Source organism: Methylobacterium sp. CCH7-A2 (assembly GCF_001557075.1).
Taxonomy (GTDB): domain Bacteria; phylum Pseudomonadota; class Alphaproteobacteria; order Rhizobiales; family Beijerinckiaceae; genus Allobosea; species Allobosea massiliensis.
The window spans coordinates 69480-81738 of sequence record NZ_LSKN01000183.1 but is presented as its reverse complement, the minus strand read 5'-3'; the positions used below and the strand labels follow the sequence as shown (position 1 = coordinate 81738).

The window sequence follows — 12259 nt, the reverse complement described above, 5'->3', positions numbered from 1 at the left end:
AGCCCTGCCGCGTAAGCGATCTTTAACCTCGATCTGTGTGAATGACGGGGTCTGCCGGGGGGGCCTGCGGACGGTGGTCCAGCGTTCGGGTTCCTCATGCCTTCGACTGCAGTTTCGCGCCCCTCTCCGTCGCGCGCCTTGTCCGCACGCGACCGTCTCGTCCTCCTGCTCGTCGCGCTCGCCAGCCCGCTCGCGATCGCCGCCGCACTGCCTCAGGCGGGTGCCGATACGCGGGTGCCGGTCGCGATCCTCTTCTCGCCATGGACGTCGGCCGACGACGCGCTGGCGCTGACCCTCGCGGCCGGGCACCGGGTGCTGCGTTCGGGCCGGGCGTCCAACGTCGTCGTCGTCGCGCCTGCGGACGAAGGCATGGCGAACCGCCCTCGCGGCGCCCTCCTGCTGGTTGCGCTGACCGGTCTCGCCGGCTGCCTCGATGCTCCTGCCGACGATTGGCGCGCATGATGAACTGGACGCTCGATTCCGTCCGGAGCCGCGTCGCCTGCGTCCTGCTCGGGCTCGCTTTCCTGCATGTGCCGCTGCTGCTGCTGATCGAGCTGATGCTCGGTCGATCGGTGTGGCTGCCGACGGCGCTGGCGTTCGGCATGGCGGCGGCTGCCTGGCTTCTCTACGCAACACGCGGAGCCGCCATCGTCACCCAGCTCGCCCTTGCGATCGTGCTGATCGCCCAGGTTTCGCTGATGGTGGCGAGCCTCGCCGGGCACCCCTGGCAGCCCGACATGCACATGTACTATTTCGCCGTGCTGGCGCTGCTCGCGGGCTTCTGCGACTGGCGGCCGATCGTGCTGGGGGCGGCACTGACGGCCCTCCACCACCTCGCACTCCAATACATCCTTCCGGCGGCTGTGTTCTATCAGGGTGGCAGCCTCGGGCGGGTGCTGCTGCACGCGGTTATCGTTGTCATCGAGACCTCCTTCCTCACAATGGTCGCGGTCATGCTGGAGCGCATGTTCGTGCTGAACGAAAACAGCCTCGCCAAGGCGCAGGAGAATGCGGATCGCGAGCGACAGGTGGCGGAGCGGGAAAAGCAACTGGGCGAGGAGATCGCTCGGCGCTCCGACTTGCTGCGCGAGACGGTTGCCGTCTTCCGCGCGCGCATGGAGGAGGAGATGGCGGTTCTGGACGGCGCCGCCGGCGTGATGCAGGCCGAGGCCGTCGCGCTCACGACGACCTCCAACGAAGCCCGCGGCAAGACGGTCGTCGTATCGGACGCGACGTCGGAAACGCTGCTCAGCATCGACCACCTGTCCGCGGCGAGCGATCAGCTCGCCATGTCGATCGGCGAGATCGGCCGCAGCGTGGCCCACGCCGCCGACGGCACCGCGACGGCCGCGGAACTGGCCCGCAGGGCGAGCAGCGAGATCGAGGTGCTCGCCCGCAACAGCGAGAATGTCGGCGCGGTGGTGGAGCTGATCCGCAGCATTGCGGCGCAGACCAGCCTGCTCGCGCTGAACGCGACGATCGAGGCCGCGCGGGCCGGCGAGATGGGGCGTGGCTTCGCCGTTGTCGCGGGCGAGGTGAAGACGCTCTCGGCCCAGACCGCCAAGGCGACCGACGAGGTCTCGGCGCAGATCGGCGCCATGCAGGACGCCTCGCAGCGTTCGCTCAAGGCGATCCGCGACATCGTGACGGCCATCGGCGACGTCGAGCGCGTGGCAGAAGCGATCTCGGTGTCCGTTCAGCAGCAGGGCCAGGCGACCGGCGAGATCGCGCATCAGGTTCGGATGTCGTTCGAGGGCGCGCGGCGCAGCGCCGACATCGTCGAAAGCTTTGAGGCGATGACCGAAGGTGCCCATCACGCGGCGCGCCAGGTGCAGGGCTCGGCCGAGGCGGTCGCGACCCATACGCGCGAAATCCGCGCCGAAGTCGCCGCCTTCTGCGGGCGGGTGGCGGCGGCCTGAGCCTACCAGCCCCGGCCGGGGCCGACCTGGCCGAGGCCCAGCCAATGCCCGACGGTCGCGGCGATATCGGTGAAGCTCTCTCGCCGGCCTAGCGGCTCGGGCGCGATGCCGGGGCCGAAAGCAAGGATCGGCACATGTTCGCGCGTGTGGTCCGTCCCCGGCCAGGTCGGATCGTTGCCGTGATCGGCCGTGAGGATCGCGAGATCGCCGGGGCACAAAGCGGCTTCGAGCCGCGGAACCATCGCATCGAAGGCTTCGAGTGCCGCCGCATAGCCCGGCACGTCGCGGCGATGGCCGAACTCCGTGTCGAAATCGACGAGGTTCACGAAGCAGAACCCGCCATCCGGCAGATCCGACCAGGCGGTGAGCGCCGCCTCGAACATCGCCGCGTTGCCAAAGGGCTTGATCTCGGCCCCCGTGGCGCGATGCGCGAAGATGTCGCCGATCTTTCCCACCGTGACGACCGGCCGTCCCTGCGCGGCGAGCCGGTCGAGGATCGTCTCGCCCGGCGGCGGGATGGCGAAGTCCTTGCGATTGCCGGTGCGATTGAAGCCCGTCTCGCGGCCGCCGACGAAGGGGCGGGCGATGACGCGCCCGATCCGCAGGGGATCGACCAGGGCCCGAACCTGGCGGCACAGCGCATAGAGTCGCTCCAGGCCGAAATGCTCCTCATGCGCGGCGATTTGCAGCACGGAGTCGACGGAGGTGTAGCAGATGGGCTTGCCGGTCGCGATGTGCTCTTCGGCGAGCTCGTCGATGATCGCCGTGCCGGAGGCGTGCCGGTTACCGAGGATGCCGGGCAGGGCGCCTGCGTGGATGATGGCGGCGACGAGATCGGCGGGGAAGGAATTCTCCAGATCGGTGAAATAGCCCCAGGCAAAGGGCACGGGGCAGCCGGCGATCTCCCAATGCCCCGATGGAGTGTCCTTGCCCTGGCTACGCTCGACGCCGTAGCCGTAGCGACCCTGGGGGCTGGCCGGTTTCACGATCCCCGCCAGCGGGCTTCCCGTAGAGGCCTCGCAGGCGTGGGCGAGCCCGAGCCGCACGAGATTCGGCAGGGCCAGCGCGCCGCTACGCAGCCCGGCGCGGTCGCCCCGACCCTCCGCACAAGCCAGTGCGATGTGTCCGAGCGTATCGGCACCGGCATCGCCGTAGAGATGCGCATCCTCCGCCCCGCCGCAGCCGACGGAATCGAGCACGATCAGGATGGCGCGCGCCATGCTCAGTCCCTCACGGCGGCAGCGCCGGCGGGTTCGAGATTGAGTGCCGCGGCAAGCAGGGCCTGGGTGTAGGCCTCGCGGGGCCGGGAGAAGATCTCCTCGGCCGGACCCTCCTCGACGACCTTGCCGTTCTGCATCACCAGCACGCGATGGGCCATCGCGCGGACGACCTTGAGGTCGTGGCTGATGAAGAGATAGCCCAGCTTGCGCCTCGCCTGAAGTTCACGCAGCAGCGCGACGATCTGCACCTGAACCGACATGTCGAGTGCCGAGGTTGGCTCGTCCAGCACGACGAATTTCGGATCGAGCGCCATGGCCCGGGCGATCGCGATGCGCTGACGCTGACCGCCTGAGAACTCGTGCGGGTAGCGGTCCATCGCGGAGGGATCGAGCCCGACATCGCTCAGGGCCTGCGCCACCACCTCGCGCCGCTGCGCATAGCTCTGCTGCTTCGCCTGGACGGTCAGCCCCTCGGCGACAATCTCGGCCACCGACATGCGCGGCGACAGCGAGCCATAGGGATCCTGAAAGACAACCTGCAGGTCCTTCCGCTTCGGTCGGACCTGGGAAGCCGAAAGCCCATCGATCCGGTCGCCGAGGAAGAGGATCGGCCCCTCCGACGAGATCAGCCGCAGGATGGCGAGGCCGAGCGTCGTCTTGCCCGAACCTGATTCCCCGACGACGCCGAGCGTCTCGCCTTCGCGCACGCTCACCGAGATGCCGTCGACTGCCTTCACATGCCCGGTGGTCCGGCGGAGGAAGCCGCTCTTAATCGGGAACCAGACCTTGATCGGCCCGGCCTCGACCAGTGTGGCAGCATCGTCCGCGACAGGGTCGGGGCGCCCGGTCGGCTCGGCCGCGATCAGGCGTTGTGTGTAGGCGTGCTGCGGGTTGCCGAAGATCTCGGCCACTGGCCCCTGCTCGACGATCTGCCCCTTCAGCATCACGCAGACACGGTCGGCGATGCGGCGGACGATGCCGAGATCATGGGTGATGAACAGCATCGCCATGCCGAGCCGCGTCTGCAGGTCCTTGAGCAGCTTCAGGATCTGCGCCTGCACGGTGACGTCGAGCGCTGTGGTCGGCTCGTCGGCGATCAGGAGATGCGGCTCGTTGGCGAGCGCCATCGCGATCATCACGCGCTGGCGCTGGCCGCCGGAAAGCTGGTGCGGATAGGCGTCGAGCCGGCTCTTCGCGTCGCGGATGCCGACCAGTTCCAGCAGTTCCAGCGTACGCGCCCGCGCAGCCTCGCCTCGCAGACCCTTGTGAAGCTCGAGGATCTCGCCGATCTGCCGCTCGATCGTGTGCAGCGGGTTGAGCGAGGTCATCGGCTCCTGGAACACCATGGTGATGTCGTTCCCGCGGACCTTGCGCATCGCGTCCTCGTCGGCGGCGATGAGGTCCTGGCCGTCGAACATCACCTTTCCGAAGGGATGATGCGCCGCCGGATAGTTCAACAGCTTCAGGATCGACAGCGCCGAGACCGATTTGCCGGAGCCCGACTCGCCGACGATGGCGAGCGTCTCGCCCTTGGCGAGATCGAAGGACACCCGGTCGACCGCGAGCGTCTCGCGCCCGCCCTGACGGAAGGCGACGGAGAGATCCTGGACGGAGAGGAGGGGGGCGCTCATGCGAACGTCTTCCGCGGGTCGAACGCATCCCGCACCGCCTCGCCGATGAAGATCAGCAGCGAGAGCATCAGCGCGATGACGACGAAGCCGGAGAGACCGAGCCACGGCGCCTGCAGGTTGGATTTGCCCTGCGCCAGAAGTTCTCCGAGCGAGGGCGAGCCCGGCGGCAGGCCGAAGCCGAGGAAGTCGAGCGAGGTCAGGGTCGTGATCGAGCCGTTCAGGATGAAGGGCAGGAAGGTGAGGGTCGCGACCATCGCATTGGGCAGCAGATGCTTGACCATGATGGCGCGGTCGGAGAGCCCGAGCGCCCGTGCCGCGCGGACATACTCGAAATTGCGCGCCCTCAGGAACTCGGCCCGGACAACGCCGACCAGCGCGACCCAGGAGAACAGGAGCAGGATGCCGAGCAGCACGAAGAAGCTCGGCGTGATGATCGCGGCGACGATGATCAGCAGGTAGAGCGCCGGGATCGACGTCCAGATCTCGATCACGCGCTGGAAGATGAGATCGGTCCAGCCGCCGAAATAGCCCTGGATGGCGCCCGCGGCGATGCCGATCACCGAGGAGATCCCACACAGGATCAGCCCGAACAGGATGGAGATGCGGAAGCCGTAGATCAGCCGGGCGACGACGTCGCGGCCCTGGTCGTCGGTGCCGAGCCAGTTCCATTCGAGATCGCGGCAGCCCGTCCCGCCGGTCCGCTCGGCGATGCCCTTGCACTGCTCGTCCTTGAGCATCCAGGTCGGCGGCGCCGGGGCCGGCACCGGAAGGTCGAGATTATGCGTGCGATAGCTGTAGCGGATCGGTGGCCAGACCGAGAAGCCGTTGGCGTCGATCTCCTTGGCGATTACCGGATCCCGGTAATCCGTCGTGGCCAGGAACCCGCCGAACTTCTCCTCCGGGTAGTTTACCGCGACGGGGAACAGCCACTCGCCCTTGTAGCGCACGATGAGCGGCCGGTCGTTGGCCAGGAACTCGGCAAAGAGCGATAGCACGAACAGCGTCAGGAAGATCCAGAGCGACCACCAGCCGCGCCGGTTGGCCTTGAAGTTATTGAGCCGGCGCCGGTTGATCGGCGAGAGCTTGAGCCAGCCCTGGGCGGCTTCGGCCGGGGCCAGCGGCGTCTCCGCACGCAGGGCGGCCGGCGGGGCGATCAGCGTGTCGCTCATCTCACGTCTCCCGCGTCTCGAAATCGATGCGGGGATCGACCCAGGTGTAGGTCAGGTCGGTGATGAGATGCACGACGAGGCCGATCAGCGAGAAGATGTAGAGATTGGCGAAGACCACCGGGTAGTCGCGGTTGACGATCGCCTCGAAGGAGAGGAGCCCGAGCCCGTCGAGCGAGAAGATCGTCTCGATCAGGAGTGAGCCGGCGAAGAGCGCACCGACGAAGGCGCCGGGGAAACCGGCGATCACGATCAGCATCGCGTTGCGGAAGACATGGCCATAAAGCACGCCGCGCTCGGACAGCCCCTTCATCCGCGCCGTCAGGACGTATTGCTTGCGGATCTCGTCGAGGAACGAGTTCTTGGTCAACAGCGTGGAGGTCGCAAAGGCCCCGAGCGCCATCGCCGTCACCGGCAGGGCGATGTGCCAGAGATAATCCGCGATCTTTCCAAACAGGCTGAGCTGCGAGAAGTTGTCGGAGGTGAGTCCGCGCAGCGGGAAAATCTGCCAGAACGACCCGCCGGCGAAGAGCACGATCAGCAGGATCGCGAAGAGGAAGCCGGGGATGGCATAGCCGACGATGACGACGGCGCTCGTCCAGGTGTCGAAGCGCGAGCCGTCCTTCACCGCCTTGCGGATGCCCAGCGGGATGGAGATCGCATAGGACAGAAGCGTCATCCAGAGGCCCAGCGAGATCGAGACCGGCAGCTTCTCCTTGATCAACTGCAGCACAGGCGCGTCGCGGAAATAACTGCGGCCGAAATCGAAGCGCACATAGTCGCCGAGCATCTTCAGGAAGCGCTCATGCGCCGGCTTGTCGAAGCCGAACTGCTTCTCCAGCTCCTTGATGAAGGCGGGGTCGAGGCCCTGCGCCCCGCGATAGGCGGAGCCGGCGTCGCCCGCAGCCTGGGCTCCCGCATCCCCACCCGATCCACCGCCGACGCGATCCGCCGCCCCGCCGCTGTTGGGGTTCTGCAACTGCGAGATGACCCGTTCCACCGGCCCGCCGGGGGCGAACTGCACGATCACGAAGGAGATCAGCAGGATGCCGAACAGGGTCGGCACCATCAGGGCGATGCGGCGCGCGATGTAGCTCAGCATGCCGGCTCAGGCCTTCCCGATCCGCTTCGCCTTGTCGGCGTCGTACCACCAGATCGCCGGCGCGCCCGAGCCGTATTTCGGCTTGGTCTGTGGTCGCTCGAACATGTCCCAATAGGCCAGCCACTCCGTCGGGTTCCACCACATCGGAATCCAGTAGCGCCCGGCGCGCAGGATCCGGTCGAGGCATTTGGCCGCGATGATGACCTCGGCATAGCTGTCGGCCTGGCCGATCGCCTCGATCATCGCGTCGATGGCGGGGTGGCTGACGCCGCCGACATTGCGCGAGCCGCGGGTCCTGGCCGCCTCCGAGCCATAGACGATGCGCAAGGAATCGCTCGGGATCGCACTGCCGCCGAGCGCGCGGCTGATGATGTCGAAGTCGAACTCGTCGAGCCGGCGCTGATACTGGGCCGCGTCGACGATGCGCGACGTGGCGCTGATGCCGAGCCGCTTCAGATTGGCCTGGAAGGGCTGCGTATGGGGCTGCAGCGCCCCTTGCGAATCGAGGAACTCGATCTCGAAAGGCTGGCCGTTCGGCAGCTTCAGCACATTGCCGTCGCGCTTGCAGCCGGCCGCGCGGAACATCTCGTCGGCGCGGCGCAGCAGGGCGCGGTCGCTGCCGGAGCCGTCCGAGACCGGCGGCAGGAAGGGCTCACCGAAGACTTCTTCGGGCACCTTGCCGCGGAAGGGCTCGAGCAGCTTGAGCTCCGCCGGCGAGGGCAGGCCGGTCGCCTTCGAATCCGAGTTCTCGAAATAGGACGTCATCCGCGAGAAGGACGAGAACATGATGTTCCTATTCGTCCATTCGAAGTCGAAGCACAGACCAAGCGCCTCGCGGATACGGGGATCGGCGAATTTCTCGCGGCGCAGGTTGAAGATCCAGCCCTGGGAGCCGGTCGGGTCCGTCTTCGGCAGCGCCTCCTTCTTCACCTTGCCCTCGTGCAAAGCCGGGAAGTCGTAGCCGGTCGCCCAGATGCGGGAGGTGAACTCCTCCTGGAAGGTGATGATGCCGCTCTTGAAGGCCTCGAACGCCACCTGCCGGTCGCGGAAATACTCCCAGCGCACCCTGTCGAAATTGTTCACTCCGACATTCACCGGAAGATCGCGCCCCCAGTAGTCGGCCACGCGCTCGAACTCGATGAAGCGGCCCTGCTCGAAGCGTCCCACGCGATAGGGACCTGAGCCCAGCGGCGCCTCCAGCGTCGAGGCCTCGAAATTGCGGGTGGACCAGTATTTTTCCGAGAAGACCGGCAGGCCGGCAACGACCAGATGCAGGTCGCGGCTGCGCTTCGGCGTCAGTTGGGCGACGAAAATCTCGTCGCTCTCCGCCTGGGCTGAGGCCAGCTCGTTCAGCATCAGCCGGTAGGAAGGGTGCCCCTTGCTCTTCAGCAGGTTCATGCTGAAGGCGACATCGCGCGCCGTGACGCGGCTGCCGTCGTGGAAGCGCGCCTCCGGCCTCAGGCGGAACCGGTAGGTCAGCCGGTCGGCCGACACCGAAACGCTCTTCGCCAGCAGGCCGTAGAGCGTGCCCGGCTCGTCGCCGGAGCCGGCCATCAGGCTGTCGAAGCAGGCATCCATACCGGCGGCGCCGTCGCCCTGCAGCACGAAGGTGTTGAGCGTGTTGAAGGTGTCGAAGCTCTGGTTGCCGCTCGCTCGCTTGATCTGGACGGTTAGCGTGCCGCCCTTGGGCGCCTTCGGGTTCACATAGGGGAAATGCGGAAAATCGGCGGGCAGCCCGAGTTCGCCGAAGGTCGAGAGGCCGTGCGTTTCGGTGGCCTGCGCTGTGGCGCGCCCAACCAGGCCGGGCAGCGCCGTTCCGCCGGCGAGGAGCGCGGCCCCTTTCAGGACCCGGCGGCGCGTCATGCGGATCGTCATCGTGTCGCGTCTCCTCGTCGATGGCGGGGCATCCGAATCGCCCGCTGTCATCTGGCCCGCTCTGCCGGCAGGTGCAACATCGCACATCATCGTGGCGGCAACACCGTGACCGGGGCAAGCGTCGGGGCCGCAACAAAAAAGCCGGGCGCAGCGCCCGGCTTCAATGAAGTGTGATCGGAGGCCGGCTGCGGCTCAGGGCTTGGGCAGCGGCTTCGGCGCGTCGGCCAGCGAATTCAGATACGCCACCATGTCGGCGCGGGTGTCGGGGCGGCTCACGCCTGCGAAGGCCATGATGGTGCCAGGCATGTAGGCTTTCGGGTTCTTCAGGAACCCGTCAAGCTGATCGGCCTCCCACTTCTCGGCCGACTTGCCCTTCATCGCCGCCGAATAGGCAAAACCGTCGACGGCGCCCTTGTTGCGACCATAGACGTCGTAGAGATGCGGGCCGATCTTGTTGGCGCCGCCCTTCTCGAAGGTGTGGCAGGCCTTGCAAGCGCCGACGGCCTTCTCGCCGCGGGCGACGTCGGCCTTCGCGAGGCGAACCGCGATCGGCTCCTCGGCCGCGGCGGCCGGCCCAGCAGCGGCGGCCACAGGCTCGTCGCTCGGCAGGTCGTAGCCGGGAACGGCGGGCTTCTTCGGCGCGAACACGATGCCGGCCGTCATGTTGAGGCCCATCACCACGAGCAGCGTCGAGAGAACGGCACCGGCGATCTTGTTGGTTTCGATATCCATCGTATCCGAACCCTCGGCCGCCCGTGCGCCCGGCACGGGAAGCAAGACAGCGTCGTGCGGACCCGGAAGGGCCGACACCCGCGCGTTGCTTAACCGCTTTGCGCGCCTCATTGCAACTCGTATAAGCACGCTCCGCTTTGAGACCTTTTGACGCCTCGCGCGCCGCCTGTGCGCCGCCGCTACCGAGCCCTGCCAGCCATCATGTCGGACCCGCTGATCCTGATCCCTGCGCGCCTTCGAGCGACGCGCCTGCCCGGCAAGCCGCTGGCCGACATCCATGGCGAGCCGATGATCGTTCGCGTCTGGCGCCGCGCCGTCGCGGCCGGCATCGGCCCCGTCGCGGTCGCGACCGACTCGGACGACATCAAGGCCGCAGTCGAGGCCGCGGGCGGCGTCGCGGTGATGACCAGCGCCGAGCACCCCTCGGGCTCGGACCGCATCAAGGAGGCGGCCGACATCCTCGATCCCAACGGCCTCCACGACGTCATCGTCAACGTCCAGGGCGATTTCCCCACGCTGGATCCCATCGCGATCGCCGCCTCGATCACGCCGTTGGCGGATCCGGCGGTGCAGATCGCCACGCTCGTCGGGCTGATCACCGACGAGGAGGAAAAAACCGCCCCCAGCGTCGTCAAGATGATCGGCAGCCCCGTGGCACCGGGCCGCCTGCGGGCGCTCTATTTCACCCGCGCCACGGCACCCTATGGCGAGGGCCCGCTCTACCACCATGTCGGCATCTACGCCTATCGCCGCCGCGCGCTCGACCGATTCGTCAGCCTGCCGCAATCGACGCTCGAGAAACGCGAGAGCCTCGAGCAACTGCGCGCGCTCGAGGACGGCATGCGCATCGACGCCATGATCATCGACCACGTCCCCCGCGGCGTCGACACACCCCCCGACCTCGATCGCGCCCGCGCGGTCCTGAAGACCAGCGCCTGAAGTCCGAGAGCCGCATTCATGACCATCATCGTTTCCTACCAGGGCGAGCCCGGCGCCTTCTCCTCCCAGGCCGCCCTGCAGGTCTTTCCGGATTGCGAGCTTCTGCCCTGCGCCACCTTCGAGGATGCGCTCGCGGCGGTCTCCGACGGCACCGCGCGCTACGGCATGATCCCGATCGAGAACTCGATCGCCGGCCGCGTCGCCGACATTCATCACCTGCTGCCGCGCTCGGGGCTGCACATCATCGGCGAGCATTTCCTGCCGATCCGCTTCCATCTGATGGCGGTGAAGGGCGCGACCCTGGCGACGCTGACGCGGGTGCAGAGCCACATTCACGCGCTCGGCCAGTGCCGCAAGATCATCCGCAAGCTCGGTCTCAAGGCCGAGGTCGCGGCCGACACCGCAGGCTCCGCCCGGCAGGTGGCGGAGGCGGCGGACGTCACCCGGGCGGCAATCGCGCCGCGCATCGCGGCCGAAGTCTACGGCCTCGAGATCCTGATGGAGGACATCGAGGACGAGAAGCACAACACCACGCGCTTCGTCATCCTCTCGAAATATCCGGAGTTCACCCGCCAGGGCGCCGCGAAGACGGTGACGACACTGATCTTCCAGGTCCGCAACCTGCCGGCCGCGCTCTACAAGGCGATGGGCGGCTTTGCCACCAACGGCATCAACATGACCAAGCTCGAGAGCTACATGGTCGACGGCCAGTTCTCGGCGACGATGTTCTATGCCGATGTCGAGGGTCACCCGGAGGATCCCGCCCTGCGCCGCGCGCTCGACGAACTCGCCTTCTTCTCGAAGGAGGTGAAGATTCTCGGCGTCTACCCGGCGAGCCCCCTGCGCGAGAACTTCGCCGAGGCCGCGGAGTGAGGGCAGGGCGGTTGTCGTGGCCGAGGGCAGAGCAGTTCTCTGGACATGGCCATCAGAAACTCTCCCGAACGAAAGAATGAAAATACGGCCTGAATCCCGGTCTGTCAGCGGACACGTTTCGCAATTCTTCCCGACGCGCGACGAGAAACGGCAACTGCTTTTCGATTCCCCGCGTGATCGTTTCGCCGAACAACCACTTCGGCCACGGCATCGGCAGCAGGTTGAATGGCCAGATGCCGGGCGCGACGGTCTCGATGCTTGCGCTCTTGAGCGCGTAGCCGGAACCGCAGACAGCTTCGAATCCGTGCGGCGCGATGACCTTGGCGCTGTTCGGGTCTGCAAGATCGGAAAAGGTCACCAACGTGGGAATGGTCTCACCCACCAGCGCAACGCGCGTGCCGATAGGTAACTCTGCGACCTCGATCGGAGCTCGCTTGAGATAACCCTGCGGACTCAGGCCGAAAAAGGCCTGCGACACGAGCGTCTGCAGATTGCCCGCGTCGCCGCGCGGGCCTTGTGCCAGAAGCGCGACAAGGTTCTTGCCCTCGCCGAGATCGATAAAGGTTGCCTCTCCCCTCGAACTGATTCCGCGTGACGACCAGCCGAAACTCGGCCCAAAGAAGACGCGAATGACGCTCGAGCCTTGGCGGAGTCCCGCCGGGGTTTCGACCGTAAGCGAGATGCGATACGCAAATTCGCGGCTGTAGATGGCATAATAGCCGAGTAACAGGAGTGCCGGCGACAGGATCAACAACGCCAGGCAAGAATAGCAGCGCTTCACTGACCTATGATCCCTGCTGAG

11 protein-coding genes are annotated in these 12259 nt (G+C 66.9%); 4 read left to right on the top strand and 7 right to left on the bottom strand.

The genetic code is table 11. From position 1 onward, the window contains the following. Positions 1–138: 138 nt before the first annotated feature. Positions 139–462, top strand: a complete 324-nt coding sequence (locus AX750_RS26135) for a hypothetical protein (RefSeq protein ID WP_066716788.1) — start codon at positions 139–141, stop codon at positions 460–462. After that, the gene (locus AX750_RS14230) at positions 459–1919 is read left to right on the top strand and encodes a methyl-accepting chemotaxis protein (RefSeq protein ID WP_066716786.1); all 1461 of its coding nucleotides are present in this window, start codon (positions 459–461) and stop codon (positions 1917–1919) included. Before AX750_RS26135 ends, AX750_RS14230 begins: the two co-directional genes overlap by 4 nt. Positions 1920–1921: 2 nt before the next feature. On the opposite strand, the gene AX750_RS14225 is transcribed toward AX750_RS14230, so the two are convergent. The 6 genes from AX750_RS14225 to AX750_RS14200 all read right to left on the bottom strand — a co-directional run bounded on the left by AX750_RS14225 (position 1922) and on the right by AX750_RS14200 (position 9645). Then, positions 1922–3139, bottom strand: coding sequence for a phosphopentomutase (locus AX750_RS14225; protein WP_066716783.1), 1218 nt, complete (start codon positions 3137–3139; stop codon positions 1922–1924). A 2-nt stretch (positions 3140–3141) separates the two neighbouring features. Continuing rightward, positions 3142–4770: an ABC transporter ATP-binding protein gene (locus AX750_RS14220; protein ID WP_066716781.1), complete on the bottom strand. Its 1629-nt coding sequence runs from the start codon at positions 4768–4770 to the stop codon at positions 3142–3144. Then, positions 4767–5939 (bottom strand): ABC transporter permease, encoded by a 1173-nt coding sequence (locus AX750_RS14215; RefSeq protein ID WP_066716778.1) that lies wholly within the window; start codon positions 5937–5939, stop codon positions 4767–4769. The genes AX750_RS14220 and AX750_RS14215 overlap by 4 nt, the downstream gene beginning before the upstream one ends. 1 nt (position 5940) lies before the next feature. Further along, a complete protein-coding gene (locus tag AX750_RS14210) occupies positions 5941–7038 on the bottom strand; it encodes a microcin C ABC transporter permease YejB (protein ID WP_066716777.1) in 1098 nt (365 codons plus the stop codon). Positions 7039–7044: 6 nt separating this feature from the next. Beyond that, positions 7045–8913, bottom strand: coding sequence for an extracellular solute-binding protein (locus AX750_RS14205; RefSeq protein ID WP_066716773.1), 1869 nt, complete (start codon positions 8911–8913; stop codon positions 7045–7047). Positions 8914–9105: 192 nt separating this feature from the next. Continuing rightward, complete coding sequence (locus AX750_RS14200) at positions 9106–9645, bottom strand: cytochrome c family protein (RefSeq protein WP_066716771.1); 540 nt, start codon at positions 9643–9645, stop codon at positions 9106–9108. A gap of 201 nt (positions 9646–9846) precedes the next feature. Between AX750_RS14200 and AX750_RS14195 the strand changes: the two genes are divergently transcribed. Together AX750_RS14195 and AX750_RS14190 are read left to right on the top strand one after the other, a co-directional pair. Beyond that, positions 9847–10584 carry a 3-deoxy-manno-octulosonate cytidylyltransferase gene (locus AX750_RS14195; protein ID WP_066716769.1) on the top strand — a complete coding sequence of 246 codons (738 nt, stop codon included), beginning with the start codon at positions 9847–9849 and terminating at the stop codon, positions 10582–10584. Between the two features lie 18 nt (positions 10585–10602). Beyond that, a complete protein-coding gene (locus tag AX750_RS14190) occupies positions 10603–11457 on the top strand; it encodes a prephenate dehydratase (RefSeq protein WP_066716766.1) in 855 nt (284 codons plus the stop codon). A gap of 52 nt (positions 11458–11509) precedes the next feature. Here AX750_RS14190 and AX750_RS14185 read toward each other — a convergent pair whose 3' ends face one another. After that, on the bottom strand, positions 11510–12238 hold the full coding sequence (locus AX750_RS14185) for a hypothetical protein (protein WP_156446408.1): 729 nt from the start codon (positions 12236–12238) through the stop codon (positions 11510–11512). Positions 12239–12259: the final 21 nt, after the last annotated feature.

Coding starts and splice junctions, on each gene's coding strand:
- AX750_RS14220 (WP_066716781.1), bottom strand. CDS start 4,770: ATGAGCGCCCCCCTCCTCTCCGTCCAGGATCTCTCCGTCGCCTTCCGT.
- AX750_RS14205 (WP_066716773.1), bottom strand. CDS start 8,913: ATGACGATCCGCATGACGCGCCGCCGGGTCCTGAAAGGGGCCGCGCTC.
- AX750_RS14200 (WP_066716771.1), bottom strand. CDS start 9,645: ATGGATATCGAAACCAACAAGATCGCCGGTGCCGTTCTCTCGACGCTG.
- AX750_RS14215 (WP_066716778.1), bottom strand. CDS start 5,939: ATGAGCGACACGCTGATCGCCCCGCCGGCCGCCCTGCGTGCGGAGACG.
- AX750_RS14190 (WP_066716766.1), top strand. CDS start 10,603: ATGACCATCATCGTTTCCTACCAGGGCGAGCCCGGCGCCTTCTCCTCC.
- AX750_RS14210 (WP_066716777.1), bottom strand. CDS start 7,038: ATGCTGAGCTACATCGCGCGCCGCATCGCCCTGATGGTGCCGACCCTG.
- AX750_RS14225 (WP_066716783.1), bottom strand. CDS start 3,139: ATGGCGCGCGCCATCCTGATCGTGCTCGATTCCGTCGGCTGCGGCGGG.
- AX750_RS14195 (WP_066716769.1), top strand. CDS start 9,847: ATGTCGGACCCGCTGATCCTGATCCCTGCGCGCCTTCGAGCGACGCGC.
- AX750_RS14230 (WP_066716786.1), top strand. CDS start 459: ATGATGAACTGGACGCTCGATTCCGTCCGGAGCCGCGTCGCCTGCGTC.